General features: G+C 69.0%; 13 protein-coding genes. 11 read left to right on the top strand and 2 right to left on the bottom strand.

The window, feature by feature from the left end; translation table 11 throughout:
• Positions 1-170: 170 nt before the first annotated feature.
• From ASL10_RS01080 to guaA, 5 genes are all read left to right on the top strand, one after another.
• A complete protein-coding gene (locus ASL10_RS01080; protein WP_043595745.1) occupies positions 171-701 on the top strand; it encodes a cation:proton antiporter regulatory subunit in 531 nt (176 codons plus the stop codon).
• A 4-nt stretch (positions 702-705) separates the two neighbouring features.
• Entirely contained in the window at positions 706-2217 is a 1512-nt protein-coding gene (locus ASL10_RS01075; RefSeq protein ID WP_056043436.1) for a cation:proton antiporter, read from the top strand.
• A gap of 55 nt (positions 2218-2272) precedes the next feature.
• Positions 2273-3124 carry an SURF1 family protein gene (locus ASL10_RS01070; protein ID WP_056043434.1) on the top strand — a complete coding sequence of 284 codons (852 nt, stop codon included), beginning with the start codon at positions 2273-2275 and terminating at the stop codon, positions 3122-3124.
• 75 nt (positions 3125-3199) lie between these two features.
• The gene (locus ASL10_RS01065) at positions 3200-3640 is read left to right on the top strand and encodes a DUF3817 domain-containing protein (protein ID WP_043595742.1); all 441 of its coding nucleotides are present in this window, start codon (positions 3200-3202) and stop codon (positions 3638-3640) included.
• A gap of 92 nt (positions 3641-3732) precedes the next feature.
• Positions 3733-5286, top strand: a complete 1554-nt coding sequence (gene guaA / locus ASL10_RS01060; RefSeq protein ID WP_056044511.1) for a glutamine-hydrolyzing GMP synthase — start codon at positions 3733-3735, stop codon at positions 5284-5286.
• Positions 5287-5671: 385 nt separating this feature from the next.
• Here guaA and ASL10_RS01055 read toward each other — a convergent pair whose 3' ends face one another.
• Entirely contained in the window at positions 5672-6505 is an 834-nt protein-coding gene (locus ASL10_RS01055; RefSeq protein WP_056043431.1) for a Bax inhibitor-1/YccA family protein, read from the bottom strand.
• A 304-nt stretch (positions 6506-6809) separates the two neighbouring features.
• Here ASL10_RS01055 and ASL10_RS01050 point away from each other — a divergent pair, with 304 nt between their 5' ends.
• Positions 6810-7802 (top strand): glycerophosphodiester phosphodiesterase family protein, encoded by a 993-nt coding sequence (locus ASL10_RS01050; RefSeq protein WP_056043428.1) that lies wholly within the window; start codon positions 6810-6812, stop codon positions 7800-7802.
• A gap of 80 nt (positions 7803-7882) precedes the next feature.
• On the top strand, positions 7883-10303 hold the full coding sequence (locus ASL10_RS01045; RefSeq protein WP_056043426.1) for an ATP-dependent helicase: 2421 nt from the start codon (positions 7883-7885) through the stop codon (positions 10301-10303).
• On the opposite strand, the gene ASL10_RS16425 is transcribed toward ASL10_RS01045, so the two are convergent.
• On the bottom strand, positions 10300-10728 hold the full coding sequence (locus tag ASL10_RS16425) for an FHA domain-containing protein (RefSeq protein ID WP_235452265.1): 429 nt from the start codon (positions 10726-10728) through the stop codon (positions 10300-10302). The two genes, ASL10_RS01045 and ASL10_RS16425, sit on opposite strands and share 4 nt — an antisense overlap.
• 519 nt (positions 10729-11247) lie before the next feature.
• On the opposite strand from ASL10_RS16425, the gene ASL10_RS01035 reads away from it, so the two are divergent.
• The 4 genes from ASL10_RS01035 to ASL10_RS01020 all read left to right on the top strand — a co-directional run bounded on the left by ASL10_RS01035 (position 11248) and on the right by ASL10_RS01020 (position 14516).
• A complete protein-coding gene (locus tag ASL10_RS01035) occupies positions 11248-11541 on the top strand; it encodes a WXG100 family type VII secretion target (RefSeq protein WP_043594286.1) in 294 nt (97 codons plus the stop codon).
• Positions 11542-11621: 80 nt separating this feature from the next.
• Positions 11622-11918, top strand: coding sequence for a hypothetical protein (locus ASL10_RS01030; protein WP_056043422.1), 297 nt, complete (start codon positions 11622-11624; stop codon positions 11916-11918).
• The gene (locus ASL10_RS01025) at positions 11915-13180 is read left to right on the top strand and encodes a putative T7SS-secreted protein (RefSeq protein ID WP_056043420.1); all 1266 of its coding nucleotides are present in this window, start codon (positions 11915-11917) and stop codon (positions 13178-13180) included. Before ASL10_RS01030 ends, ASL10_RS01025 begins: the two co-directional genes overlap by 4 nt.
• Positions 13181-13763: 583 nt before the next feature.
• Complete coding sequence (locus tag ASL10_RS01020; protein WP_157485174.1) at positions 13764-14516, top strand: hypothetical protein; 753 nt, start codon at positions 13764-13766, stop codon at positions 14514-14516.
• Positions 14517-14521 lie beyond the last annotated feature (5 nt).

The following is a 14521-nucleotide window of genomic DNA, read 5'->3' as shown; positions in this document are numbered from 1 at the left end:
GGCGCGGTGCCCGTTCGTCGGGCACCGCGCCTCCCGCGGTTCCTCCGTCCGCGGACGCGGGAACACCTGTGGAGGGTGACGGGTTGTCCCCACCGTGAGCAGCCCGGCTGCTGCGGCCGAACCCGCCGCTAGGCTGAGACGACTGCCCCCGAGTCCACTGGAGACGAACCATGGTTGACGTGCGTCGAGTCAAGCTCCCCGGCGTGGGTGTGCTGCACACCTTCATCACCGACGACGGCGGCAAGTGCGGTGTCATCACGCACCGCTCGGGTCACAGCGACCTCATCACGTTCAGCGACGACGTCGACGGCGACCACGTCAAGAAGGTCTCGCTGCGCCTCAGCGAGGACGAGGCGCACACGCTCGCCGAACTGCTCGGCGGCACGCGCATCACCGAGTCGCTCTCGGCCCTCGACCAGATCCCCGGCCTCAGCATCGACTGGTTCACGGTCGACTACGACGACCACATCGCCGGTCAGCCGCTCGGCGACCTCGGCGCCAAGGGCGTCGTCGGCCTGACCGTCGTGGCGGTCGTCCGGGGCGACGCGGCCAACCCGGCGCCGTCGGGCGACTTCAAGGTGTTCCCCGGCGACACGCTCGTCGTGGCCGGTTCACCCGAGAAGGTCGCCAAGGCGTTCTCGTTCTACCGCACGGGCGAGCTCAAGCACCGCTCGCCGGTCGACGCCCCGCCCGGGGGCTAGGCCGATGCACCTGGGTGAAGAGCTGATCGTCCTCGGCATCCTGCTGCTGATCGCGTACGTGCTCGGCCGCGCCGGCAAGCTGATCGGCCTGCCGTCGATCCCGATCTACATGATCGTCGGCCTGCTCGCCAGCACGAACACGGGGTGGTTCCCGCTCAGCTTCGAGTCCGACAACATCGAGTTGATCGCCATCTTCGGGTTGATCCTGTTGCTGTTCAACCTCGGCCTCGAGTTCGACCAAGACGAATTCTTCTCGAACGCGGGGCGGCTCATCGTCTCGGGCGGCAGCTACATCGCCATCAACATGGGCGTCGGGCTGATCTTCGGCTTCATGCTCGGGTGGGGCACGCGCGAGGCGCTGATCATCGCGGGCATGACGGCGACGTCATCGAGTGCGATCGTCACCAAGCTGCTGATCGAGTTGAACCGCCTGGCGAACCGCGAGACGCCGATGATCCTCGGCGTCACGGTCGTCGAAGACATCTTCATCGCCATCTACCTCGCGATCGTGTCCGTCGTGCTCAGCGGCGAGACCGACCCGGGGCCGGTGATCCTGAAGCTCGGCATCGCCTTCGCGTTCCTCGTCGTGATGTTCGGCGTGGCCCGATGGGGTGGTCGCGTCGTCTCCCGGCTCATGCGCACGCGGGACGACGAACTCTTCACCGTGCTGTTCTTCGGACTGGCCGTGCTCTTCGCCGGCCTCGGCGAGGTGCTCGGGGTGACCGACGCGATCGGCGCGTTCCTCATCGGCCTGATCATCGGGGCCACGAAGTTCCGCAACCGGGTCGAACAGTTCGCCCTGCCCATGCGCGACGTCTTCGGGGCGTTCTTCTTCCTGAACTTCGGCCTCGGGCTCAACCCGGCCCTGTTCCCGAGCGTGCTCGGCCCCGTGGCCATAGCCGTGGGCATGACCGTGCTGCTCAACGTGGGTGCCGGGCAGTTCGTCGCGTGGCTCAACAAGCTGGGGCCGCAGGCGGGCATCAACACCACGGTCATCCTGGTCAACCGGGGCGAGTTCGCGTTGATCCTGGCGACGCTGTCCGCGGGGGCGGGTCTCGACGAGCGGTTGCAGCCCTTCGCCGGTCTGTACGTGCTGATCATGGCGGTGCTCGGGCCGGTCCTCGCCTCGAACAGCGAGCGCATCGGCTCGGTGCTGTTGCGGTCGCGCAAGAAGGCCGAGCGTGCCGAGGCCGAGGCCCGTCGTCTCGAACGCGAGGCGCGCAGCGGTGACGAGATCGCCCTGATGGAGGCCGCCCTCGCCGGTGACGACCTCGACCAGGCCGAGGTCACCGAGGACGACGACGAGCGCGAGACCGAGCGGGTCCGGGCCGGTGCGGCGCGGGCCGCCGCAGGCCGGGTCGACACCACGCGACACGGGGCCGACGGTGATGCCGACGCCGACGACGACCTGGACGACCTCGACGCGATGGACGCCGACGAGGCCCGCATCTGGGCCGAGCAGGCGGGCCAACAGAGCGACCAGCGGGCCACGCGCCGACGCGACCCCGAGTACTGAACCGCTCGCCGTCGTCCCAGCGGGTTCGTGGGCGACGCGAGGTACGATCGCCTCCGTGACCCAGACCGAGCAGCGCCCCGCCCTCCTCGGCGTCGACGGCGAACCGCTGCCCGCGACCATGTGGCACGTCGCCCGTCGACCCCGCTGGATCGCCCTGCTCGGCCTCGCCCTCGTCGTGGCGGCGATCTTCGCCTGGCTCGGGCACTGGCAGATCGAGCGCAGCGTCGAGAGCGTGCAGGTCGTCAACCCCGAGACCGAGACCAGCAAGGTGCTGTCGTCGGTCGCGACCCCGCAGACGCCCTTCGCCGATTCGCTCGGTGCCCAGCGCGTGTCCGTCACCGGTGAGTTCGACCCGGACGACTTCGCCGTCATCGGTGACCGCGTCAACGGTGGCGAGACCGGCTACTGGCTGATCGGCCGTTTCGTCGACGACGCCAACGGCGCCTCGCTGCCCGTGGGGCTCGGCTGGTCCGCGACCCGCGAGGGTGCCGAGGCCGCCGAGCCGTCCGTGGCCGCGACCTCGACCGTCACGGTCGAGGGCCGCTACTTCCCGTCCGAGTCGCCGACCGAGAGCGACTTCGAGAGCGGTGCGCAGACCGTCGTGTCCGTGGCCGCCCTGATCAACGAGTGGCCCGGCTTCGACGGCCAGGTCTACGGCGGCTACGTCGTCTCCGACTCCGCACCCGCGTCGCTGAGCGAGATCGACTCCGCGCCTCCGGCGTCCGACGTGCAGTTCAACTGGCTCAACGTCTTCTACGCGATCGAATGGGTCGTCTTCGCCGGCTTCGCGGTCTTCCTCTGGTTCCGGCTCGTCCGCGACGCGTTCGAGCGCGAGCACGAAGAAGCCGAGGAGGCGCGGGCCGAGGCGGACGCGCGCGGCGCGACCCAGCCGACCCGCGCCTCCTGACCCCGCGCGTCCCGACCTGTCGACGTCGACAGGTGCCGTCCTGGCGCAGGGGCGGGCGCGGCTAGAATCGTCCCCATGCCTCTGAAGCCCCGGCAACGCGACATCCCGAAGATCCCGGGTGCCGTCAGGTTCTACAAGATCTCGGCATACGTCACCGGCGTGATGCTGCTGCTGCTCATCTTCGAGATGCTGTTCAAGTACACGCCCCTGCAGCTCGAGATGCAGCTCGGCGGTCAGGGCGGGTTCCTCGTGCCGGTCGACTCGACCACGGGCTTCAACCTGTCGACCGCGATCCTCATCGCGCACGGTTGGCTCTACGTCGTCTACCTCTTCGCCGACTTCCGTCTCTGGAGCCTGATGCGGTGGCCGTTCTCGCGGTTCTTCCTCATCGCGCTCGGCGGCGTCGTGCCCCTGCTCTCGTTCTTCGTCGAGAGCCACATGACCAAGCTCGCGACGCGGCAGTACGAAGCCCTGACCGCCGAGACCACCCCCACGACCGAGGGAGCCCCCGCGTGACCGACGCACCCGAGACCGCCGAGGCGTCGGCGACGACCGCCGCCACGGCCCCCGCACCGGCCGACCGCGCGCCCGAGACCGCGCAGAGCCCCGTGCTCGTCGTCGACTTCGGCGCCCAGTACGCGCAGCTGATCGCCCGGCGCGTGCGTGAGGCCAACGTCTACAGCGAGATCGTTCCCCACACGATCACCGCGGCCGAGATCGCCGAGAAGAACCCCGTGGGCATCGTGCTCAGCGGTGGTCCGTCGAGCGTCTACGAAGAAGGCGCGCCGAGCATCGACGCGGGCATCTTCGACCTCGACATCCCCGTGCTGGGCATCTGCTACGGCTTCCAGGCCATGGCCAAGGCGCTCGGCGGCGAGGTCTCGCAGACCGGCCAGCGTGAGTACGGCGCCACCGACGTCACGCTCGCCGAGGGCGACAGCACGCTGCTGTCGGGCCAGCCGGCCTCGCAGACGACGTGGATGAGCCACGGCGACTCGGTGTCGAAGGCCCCCGAGGGCTTCGACGTGCTCGCCTCGAGCGCCTCGACCCCCGTCGCCGCGTTCTCGAGCGACGCCCGCAAGCTCTACGGCGTCCAGTGGCACCCCGAGGTCAAGCACTCGTCGTACGGCCAGGCCGTGCTCGAGAACTTCCTGCACCGCGCCGCCGGCATCCCCGCCGACTGGAACAGCGGCAACGTCATCGCCGAGCAGGTCGCCCGCATCCGCGAGCAGGTCGGTGACGCACGCGTCATCTGCGGCCTCTCGGGCGGGGTCGACTCGGCCGTCGCGGCCGCCATCGTGCACGAGGCCGTCGGCGACCAGCTGATCTGCGTCTTCGTCGACCACGGCCTGCTGCGCGCCGACGAGCGTCGTCAGGTCGAAGAGGACTACGTCGCCTCGACCGGTGTGCGACTCGTCACGATCGACGCCGAGCAGCAGTTCCTCGACGCCCTCGCCGGGGTGACCGACCCCGAGCAGAAGCGCAAGATCATCGGCCGCGAGTTCATCCGCAGCTTCGAGGCCGCCGCCGAGGCGCTGGTGCTCGAGGCCGCGGCCGAGGGCGACTCGGCCGTGAAGTTCCTCGTGCAGGGCACCCTCTACCCCGACGTCGTCGAGAGCGGTGGCGGTACGGGCACGGCGAACATCAAGAGCCACCACAACGTGGGCGGCCTGCCCGAAGACCTGCAGTTCGAGCTCGTCGAGCCGCTGCGCACCCTCTTCAAGGACGAGGTGCGCGCGATCGGGCGCGAGCTCGGTCTGCCCGAGGTCATCGTCGGGCGTCAGCCGTTCCCCGGCCCCGGTCTCGGCATCCGCATCGTGGGCGAGGTGACGCACGAGCGACTCGAGCTGCTGCGTGCGGCCGACGCGATCGCGCGGGCCGAGCTGACCGCGGCCGGCCTGGACGACGAGATCTGGCAGTGCCCCGTGGTGCTGCTCGCCGACGTCCGCTCGGTGGGTGTGCAGGGCGACGGTCGTACGTACGGTCACCCGATCGTGCTGCGTCCGGTGTCGTCCGAGGACGCGATGACGGCCGACTGGACGCGTCTGCCCTACGACGTGCTGGCCCGCATCTCGAACCGCATCACGAACGAGGTGGACGGCGTCAACCGCGTCGTGCTCGACGTCACCTCCAAGCCCCCGGGAACGATCGAATGGGAATGACCGGGCTGTTTTCGATGCGAAGCATCGAGCCCGGTCATTCCGGGGGAGCCTGCGACCCCGGTGCCCACCAGTAGCCGCGAACGTGGAGTGAGGGAGACCTCCCGCGAAGCGCAGTGACGACGAAACCCCCTCCGGCAGACACCTGCCCGAGGGGGTTTCGTCGTCTCCGCGGGATGTCGTCGTCCCTGGATCTCGGGGTGCTCTCGGGCCAGGGCGCGAACGAGCGGGCAGAACGTGCCCTTCATCTGCCCACGAGCAGCACCTTCTGCCCCCTCGGCCATCGACCCCCACCCCCTCGGCCGTCGACCCCCACCCACACAGAAGCGGGGCCCGTCCCGGTCGGAACGAGCCCCGCTTCGGGGTGGTGCGGGTGACGCCGCGCTGGCTAGTCGCTGCCGCGCAGGATGGCGAGCATGCGCAGGATCTCGACGTAGAGCCAGATCACGGTCATGACGATGCCGAAGGCGGCCGACCAGGCGTAGATGCGGGGTGCGCCGCGCTCGACGCCGGTCTTGACCTGGTCGAAGTCGAGGACCAGCGAGTACGCGGCCATGATCACGACGAGGATGCCCAGGATGAAGCCGAGCGGGATGCCGAAGATCTCCATGCCGCGGAGGCCCCAGGGGTTGCTGTTCGCACCGAAGATCATCAGACCGAAGTTGATCAGCGAGAAGACGCCGTAGCCGATCATCGCGATCATGAAGACCTTGGTGGCCTTGGCCGACGCGCGGATCTTGCCACTCTTGAAGAGCAGCAGGGTCGTGGCGAACACCGCGACGGTGCCGATCAGGGCCTGGGTGACGATGCCGTCCCACCGGCTCTCGAAGATCGACGAGATGCCACCGACGAAGAGACCCTGTGCCGCCGAGTAGGCGAGCACGAGCCCGGGGGAGGGCTTCTTCTTGAAGATGTTGACGAGCGCCAGCACGAAGCCGGCGATGGCCCCGACGAAGGCGAGGGCCGGGATGAACCATCCGATGGCCGCACCGACGAGCACGACACCGAACGCGAGCAGCGTCTTGGTGATGGTGTCTTCGTAGGTCATGCGGTCGGTCTGCGTGGGGCCGGCGGCGGGCTGCGAGTAGAGCTGCTGCAGCTGTTCGGCGGTCATGCCGTTGTACTCGACCGGCTGGGCTGCGCCCTGCTGCTGACGGATGACGGGCCCGCCGTTCTTCGAGAAGGCCGGCGACTGACTGAAGCCGGGATTCGAGAATGCCAAGGGGTTCCTCTTCTGATCGCTAGGGATGTGTGGATCGCCCGCGCAGGTTCACGAAGGCGTTTCCGTACAAATGAGGCTAACGCCTGTCGTGCAACGAATGGCTGAAGATCTGCCTGATGAGAGCCGCATTCTCGCAGGGCGAACGTGCGTGCCGTGCATCTTTTGCGTCTGCGGGGGGCGAGACGCCTCGTCCCCAGGGGCCGCGCCTCCTCGTCTCTCCACAGACGGTCTTTCCGCAGATGGCCTCTCGCCGGGAGGTCGGGCGGCTCGGGCTGCGCACGGGGACGCCGGTTAGCGTGACCGGGTGTCCACCTCGCCTCTCGTCATCGCCCATCGCGGCGCCAGCGGTCACCGACCCGAGCACGGCGAGGACGCCTACCGTCTCGCGATCGAACTCGGGGCCGACGCCATCGAGCCCGACCTGGTCGCGTCGAGCGACGGCGTGCTCGTCCTGCGGCACGAGAACGAGATCTCGGGCACGACCGACGTCGCCGACCACGACGAGTTCCGTCACCGCCGCACGACCAAGACCATCGACGGCACGAAGGTCACGGGCTGGTTCACCGAGGACTTCACCTGGGACGAGCTCAGCACGCTGCGCATCCGCGAACGGCTGCCCGAGCTTCGGCCCGAGAGTGCGGCGCACGACGGCGAGGGGCGCATCCAGCGGCTGGGCGACCTGCTCGACCTGCTCGATGCGGCCGACCGGCCCGTCGGCCTCGTCGCCGAGGTCAAGCACGCCACCTACTTCGACTCGATCGGCCTGCCGCTCGGCGAGCTGCTCGCCGACGAGCTGCGGCAGCGGCGCTGGGTCGACGACCCGCGGCTGACCATCGAGTCGTTCGAGCAGACCGTGCTCGGTCGCCTGGCCGACCAGCGGCTCGGGGCCCGGCTCGTCTACCTGCTCGAGAAGGCGGGCGTGGCGGCCGACCTGGTCGCGTCGGGCAGATCGTCGGTGGGCTACCGCGACCAGCTGCACGCCGAGTCGCTCGAGTCGTTCGTCGACGCCGGGCTGCACGGCGTCAGCCTCGACAAGCACACGCTCGTCGACGCGCAGGGGGCGACCGACGGTCGGGTCGTCGACCGGGCGCACGCGGCCGGCCTCGACGTCTTCACCTGGACGCTCCGTGCCGAGAACGCGTTCCTGGCCAAGGCCCACCGCGGCCCCGGTGGCAAGGCGGCCTTCGGCGACTGGCAGGCCGAGTTCACCTCGCTCCTGGCGCTCGGCGTCGACGGGGTCTTCGCCGACCAGCCCGAGCTCGCCGAGGAGGCGCGGGTCGCCTCCGCGTCCCGCTGACCCCGCGCGACGCCGCCTGCGACCGTGGTCGCCCCGCACCCTCTCGCCATGTCGGTGGTCGCGCTTAGACTCGACGGGCCATGACGATCGTGCTCGAGCCCTCTGACGCTGCCGGCGGTTCCGGCGACCCCCTGACCGCCGGTCTCAACCCCCAGCAGAAAGAGGCGGTCGAGTACCGCGGGCAGTCGCTGCTGATCGTGGCCGGTGCCGGCTCGGGCAAGACCAGCGTGCTGACCCGCCGCATCGCGGGCCTGCTGGCGACGCGCGAGGCGTGGCCCAGCCAGATCCTCGCCATCACCTTCACCAACAAGGCCGCGGCCGAGATGCGCGAGCGCGTGGCGCACCTCGTCGGTCAAGCAGGCGAGGGCATGTGGATCAGCACGTTCCACTCGGCGTGCGTGCGAATCCTCCGGCGCGAGGCCGAGCAGTTCGGCTTCACCAAGAGCTTCACGATCTACGACTCCGCCGACTCGAGGGCACTGCTCAAGCGCATCCTGAAAGAGCTCGACGCCGACCAGCTCGGGCTGACCGTCAGCATGGCCTCGGGCAAGATCTCCAAGCTCAAGAACGAGCTCAGCGACGTCGAGTCGTACTCGCGCCAGATCAACATGAACGACCCGCAAGAGGTCATGTTCCTCGAGATCTTCCGTCAGTACACCCGCGAGCTGCAGCGGGCCAACGCCTTCGACTTCGACGACCTCATCGCCCAGACCGTCTACCTGTTCCGCGCCTTCCCGCACGTGGCCGCCCAGTACCAGCGGCGGTTCCGGCACATCCTGGTCGACGAGTACCAAGACACCAACCACGCGCAGTACTCGCTCATCCGCGAGCTGACCCGGCCGGTGCAGGCCGACCTCGTCGACGAGCTCGAGAGGGGCGGTCAGTTCGTCCAGTCGATGCGCGACGGCAGTGGCGGCATCCCCGGGGCGTCGCTCACCGTGGTGGGTGACTCCGACCAGTCGATCTACGCGTTCCGGGGCGCCGACATCCGCAACATCGTCGAGTTCGAGCGCGACTTCCCGAACTCGAAGGTCATCCTGCTCGAGCAGAACTACCGCTCGACCCAGAACATCCTCGACGCCGCCAACGCGGTCATCTCGAACAACTTCGACCGTCAGGCCAAGAACCTGTTCACCACGGTCGGCGCCGGCAGCAAGATCGTCGGGTTCACCGGCTACACCGGTCACGACGAGGCCCAGTTCGTCGCGGACGAGATCGCGGCGCTGCACGAGTCCGGCACCGACTACAAAGACATGGCCGTCTTCTACCGCACCAACTCGCAGACGCGTGCACTCGAAGAGATATTCATCCGCTCAGCCATCCCCTACCGCGTGCTCGGCGGCACGAAGTTCTACGAGCGTGCCGAGATCAAGGACGCCATGGCGTACCTGATCACCGTCGCCAACCCGGCCGACCCGCTCGCCCTGCGACGCATCATGAACGTGCCCAAGCGCGGCATCGGTCCCGCGACCGAGACCGCGATGCAGCGCTGGGCCGACACCAACGAGGCGCCGCTGCGTGACGCGATGAGCAACGCCGACCAGCTCGGTCTCGGGCCGAAGGTCACCGGTGCGATCACGGGCCTGGCGAAACTGCTCGACGACGTGCAGGCCACGGCGGCGACCGCGCCCGTCCACGAGATCCTGTCGGCCCTGATCGCGGGCAGCGGCCTGGTCGAGGTGCTGCGGGCGTCGCGCGACCCGCAAGACGAGGCCCGCGCCGAGAACATCGACGAACTCGTCGCGGTGACGAAGGAGTTCCAGAAGAACAACCCCGACGGCACGCTGCTCGACTTCCTCACCGAGGTCACGCTGGTCGCGGCCGCCGACGACCTCGACGACACGAGCGGCACGGTGTCGCTGATGACCCTGCACACCGCCAAGGGGCTCGAGTACGAGGCCGTGTTCCTCACCGGCGTCGAAGAAGACCTGTTGCCGCACCGCATGTCGGCGAACGAGCCCGGCGGTCCGTCCGAAGAGCGACGACTGTTCTACGTCGGCATCACTCGTGCTCGGCAGCGGCTGTTCCTGTCTCTCGCGATGACCCGGGCGCAGTTCGGCGAGGTCAACGTGGCGATGCCGTCGCGGTACCTGCAAGAGATCCCCGTCGAACTGATCGACTGGAAGCAGTCGCCGGGCATGGCCACCAGCCGCGGGGGCACACAGCCGCGGGCGCTCAACGCCCGTCGCGAGGGGGGCGACGGCAACCGCGGTGCGACGCCGCGGGCCTCGGGCGGCTACGGCTCGGGCAGCTACGACCGGGCGACGGCGGCGGCGAAGACCAAGCCGAAGACCGAGTGGGCGAACCGGGTCACGGGCACCGTGCGCGACAACGGTGACATGGAGCTAGAGGCCGGCGACCGCATCTCGCACGTCGACTTCGGCGAGGGCCGCGTCATGGCCGTCACCGGCATCGGCGCCCGCCGCATCGCCGAGGTGCTCTTCGACGGAGCCGGGCGCAAGAAGCTGCTGATCAAGGTCGCTCCGATCGAGAAGATCTAGCCCCCTTTCGCGTTCTCGCGAGAGGTCGTGTCGTGTGTCCTGGAAGGCAGGAGGGCCGCGGTCGTGTCGCTCTCGGGTCGGTGCCGGACGACCGTCACGCTGTGGTCGCCGATCGACAGCAGCGATCCGACCCGGGCGCGCGCCGGGGTGTGAGCCTCGAGTTCAGTGACCTCGCCGCTGGGCGACACGAGGGTGGTGCCGTTTCCCGAGCCGAGATCGGTAACCCAGACGGCCGCGTCGGCCCCGATCGCGATCGAGACGTGATGGCGAGACAACGATCGGCCGGCGTCGTCGAGCGCCACGACATCCGCGTCGGTCGGAACGGGCAGGGGGCGGTCGGTGCGACGCCCGACGACGATCGCGCGCCGTGTGACGGGGACGACGCTCTCGTCCGGCAGCCGCAGGCCGTAGTGCCGAGGGCGCACCGTCGTCGCCTCGAGATCGGGAACGGGTGGCACCGCGTCACCGCCGGCCGGCTGATCGGGGGCTGACCGCCTCGGGGTGGTGGCGGCAAACTGCGGCGCGTGAGGGATCGGGGCAGCGCGGGGCGCGAGGGGCGCGAGGGGCGCGGGGGGTGCGGCGGCGGACGGTCCCGTGCTCTCCGGGATGACGGGAGCCTGCTGCGCCGGCCCGCTTCGGCGCTCCTCGACGACGAACCCCGAGGAGGCGCGGGTCGGCGGGGGAGGGGACGTCACGATCGGTGCGGGCGGCTGGAGGGGCAGGGTGGTGACGCGCGAGAGCAGCCCTGCGGCGCGTTGCTCACGAATCGTCTCGGCGGTGATCACCGGAGGTGGCGTCGGGTGTTGCTCGCGCCTCCTGGGCTTGTCCTTCTTGCGACGCATGTCGACTCCGATCTGTGGAGAACCGTTACGCAAACTATCAGGCATGACATATTGGTCGAGTCCGACCGACCGGTCGGCACCACCAACGAGAGGGACCACCTCATGGCCAATGTCACCGTCACCTACGACGACCTGCGCACGCAGGCCACCCAGCTGCGCAACGGGCAGCGTGCGATCGAAGACCAGCTGGGTCAGATGAAGTCGCAGATCGACAACCTCGTCGGCTCGGGCTACGTGACCGACAAGTCGTCGAAGGCATTCGACGCGACGTACACCGAGTTCACGACCGGGGCGTCGAAGACGATCTCGGCGGTCGAGAGCATGGCGACGTTCCTCGAGAACGCGGCCAGCACCCTCGAGGGCGCCGACCAGCAGCTCGCCAGCAGCCTGGGCTGACCGACCACACACAGGGACGGCCGGGGCGGGTCGCGGTGAGACGCGACGCGCTCCGGCTTCCGGCACGAGGGGAGGACCTCATGGCTCGAACGAGCCTCAACATCGACGGTGCGGGTCTCGAGGCGTTGCTCGCCGACCTGGCCACCGTGAAGACCGAGTTCGAGTCGAACGACTCCTCGGTGTCGGCCACGGCCGAGGCTTGCGGGCACGTCCGGCTGGCGGCGAAGGTCACGTCGTTCGCGACGAACTGGAACGACCGGCGGGCGAAGCTCGCCGAGCAGATCACCGAGCTGGGCACGGCGTTGTCGACGATCGACGAGACCTTCACCGAGGTCGACGGAGAACTCGAGGGCGTCTTGGTCGGGGGCGACAGATGACGGCCGGCACGCTCGCCGGTGTGGCGGCCGATTCGCTGGTTGCGGTGTCGGGCGACCCGGTGCTGTTGAACTCCATGGCGAGCCATTACGAGTCGGTGGCGGCCTCGATCCGAGGTGCGGCAGCGAAGCTGCGATCGCTCGAGACGGGGTCGTCGTCCAGCGACGCCCTGGACGCGTTCGTGGTCAAGGCCGAGGCGGTCTCCGCGAGTCTCGGCAAGGCCGAGGGACGATACGGAGAAACGGGGGCTGCGCTCAAGGCGTACGCGTCCGAATTGTCGCTGGCCCAAGAGGCAGCTGCGCCGGCCCTGGCGAACCACCGAGATGCCGTCGACGACCTCGCCGCAGCCGAGAAGCTGGTCGAGCGGTACGAGCACTTCGCGCTGGTGGCCACCGACGAGGTGACGAAGCAGGAGCACCTCGACCAGGCCGCGGCGCAGCGCACGAAAGCCGAGGAGGCGCGGGGCCGGGTCACCCTCTACGCGCGCCGCCTCACAGACGCACACACGTCCGTCGAGACCGCCGCGACGGCTGCCATCGCGAGGATCGACGACGCCACCGACGACGGCCTCGCCGACACCCTCTGGGACGACCTCGGAGGCGCGTGGGACGCCGGCTTCGCCGCCTTCCAGAAGTGGATGGAGGAGAACGACTCGTGGATCAGCACGCTGCTGGACGTCTTGACTGTCGTCGGGGTGGGGCTGGCAGCCATTGCTCTCCTCATACCAGGAGTCAACATATTGGCCGCCATAGTTGTCCTCGCCTCATTTGCCATCACGGCAGCTCGAGCGACCGCAGGAACAGGCACCTGGACCGACGTCGCCCTTGCTGGCCTCTCAGTCGTGACCATGGGGCTCGGAGGTCTCGCCGTAGGTTCGGCTCGCGGCATGATGGCGGGACTTGCTCGGACGAGAGCGAACCACCTAGTTTCGCAGGGCTACTCGAAGGGGCTCGCCTTCGGGTCCGTGAGCAGGAGTTGGCAGCGCGCCCGCCCCGGGTTAGGTGACTGGTCGCTCGTCAAGGGGTTAGGTGACGCCGACGTCGGTCGCATGCTTCATTTCATGAGGGCCAGTCGGCCGGGTGCGCTGGCTGATGATGCTTCCGAAGTCTCACGTGTGATGGTCCGCCTCAATGTGGCGCGGGGGTTACAGTCCTTCGACCACTTGCGCGGGTTGAGCGACGCGACGCAGCTGGGCATGAGGCAGATGCAAGAATCCAAGGGCTCGCAGAGCACGTGGCGTATGTCGCCGGGCACTCAACTCTGATGGCGGGCCGACGAGTCGCAGTGGTGTCGCCGCGTCAGCGACTAGACGGGCTCCTGCCCGTCATCGCCGGGGCCTTGGCTATCACGCCGGCTGTCTATTCACAGGCGATGCGCCTCACCCTCGGTCTCATCGCCATTCCGCAGGGCGGTAATCTCCGCGTGAACCCTGCGGGCAAATCCCTTTTCGAAGCGGGACAGAATTGGCCCCCCGCTCCCTGGCCTAGTTTTCCCTTCTGGGTTTCGGCAATAGGGCTGGCGCTGGTTGCCGTCCATCTCCTACGACGAGGGGGCTTCGATGTCCCCTACACCATGCATCCCTGGGTTTTGGCGTTCTGGTGCGGGCTCAGCGCTGGATACGCCTGGGTCTTCGGAGATCTCTTCAGAAGGTCCGCAGACTGGCCGCGCGATTCGGCTTTAGCCGTAGGTCTATTCCTCGCGGAGTTCGTCGCCTTCATCGGTTTGGGAATCGTCTTTCTGCAGCGAAAGAGAAAACACGGACGCGAGAAGACACGGGCTCAGGCAGAGGTGCCCCTCGCCGAGAATCGTCCATCGTGTTCAGCCAGCACGAACCCGAAGGACATTCCGTGAGCGGCCCGGGGCGCGTGGGGCGGACGGCCGGGACGGTGGCGGCGTCGTATTCGATCGTCGTGCCTCCGGGGTTCGTCCGGGTGCCGGGTGGAATGGACGCGCCTGACGCAGCGGCGTTCGTCGCCGAGCAGCTGGGAGACCAGCCCGCACCCGGAACCGGAACGGCCCCCGACGACTGGCGGATGCGGTTCGGGTCGGCACTCGGGCGTGCGCTCGCGGCCGACGTCAACGGCCGTGTGCTCGACTCGTACCTCAGTGCGGGCCCGCTGCCCGGCACCGACATCGTGTGCTCGATCGTCGTCGCGTCCGTGCCCGTCACCCGGTCCGCGCATGCCGACCTCGACCGGCTGCTGCTGCGACGCGTCGCCACCCACGGGGCGGCTCCGATCGTCCTCGCCGGCGACCCGGCGGTGGTCTGGACCGACCCCGCAGCTGAAGCCCCGGCGCAGGACGACCGTGCCGCACCCGACGAGGTCGCCGACCTGACGCCCCTCCGCCGTCGGACCGTCCTCACGCGAGTCGCCGGTCATGACGACCGACTGCTCACCCTCGTCCTCACCATCGGCTCAGCGACCGATGCGTCGGCCGCGTCGGCCGCGCCGGGCGACGCCGACGCCGACGCCGGGTCCGACATCGACGCGCGAACCCGCATCGTCGACGCCGTCACCGACGTCTTCGACGCCATGCTCAGCACCTTCCGCTGGCGTGACGCCGAAGGGCGCCTCGTCACCGACCGGCCCCTCGCCTGAACCCC

This window comes from Frigoribacterium sp. Leaf8, from assembly GCF_001421165.1.
Classification (GTDB): Bacteria; Actinomycetota; Actinomycetes; order Actinomycetales; family Microbacteriaceae; genus Frigoribacterium.
Note: the sequence above shows the minus strand (reverse complement) of the source record. Positions and strands in the feature narration are given on the sequence as shown.

Bases quoted from the DNA above. Each gene is read 5' to 3' on its own strand.
- ASL10_RS01075 (WP_056043436.1), top strand. From the start codon at position 706: ATGCACCTGGGTGAAGAGCTGATCGTCCTCGGCATCCTGCTGCTGATC.
- ASL10_RS01080 (WP_043595745.1), top strand. From the start codon at position 171: ATGGTTGACGTGCGTCGAGTCAAGCTCCCCGGCGTGGGTGTGCTGCAC.
- ASL10_RS01025 (WP_056043420.1), top strand. From the start codon at position 11,915: ATGACGGCCGGCACGCTCGCCGGTGTGGCGGCCGATTCGCTGGTTGCG.
- ASL10_RS01035 (WP_043594286.1), top strand. From the start codon at position 11,248: ATGGCCAATGTCACCGTCACCTACGACGACCTGCGCACGCAGGCCACC.
- ASL10_RS01065 (WP_043595742.1), top strand. From the start codon at position 3,200: ATGCCTCTGAAGCCCCGGCAACGCGACATCCCGAAGATCCCGGGTGCC.
- ASL10_RS01045 (WP_056043426.1), top strand. From the start codon at position 7,883: ATGACGATCGTGCTCGAGCCCTCTGACGCTGCCGGCGGTTCCGGCGAC.
- ASL10_RS01030 (WP_056043422.1), top strand. From the start codon at position 11,622: ATGGCTCGAACGAGCCTCAACATCGACGGTGCGGGTCTCGAGGCGTTG.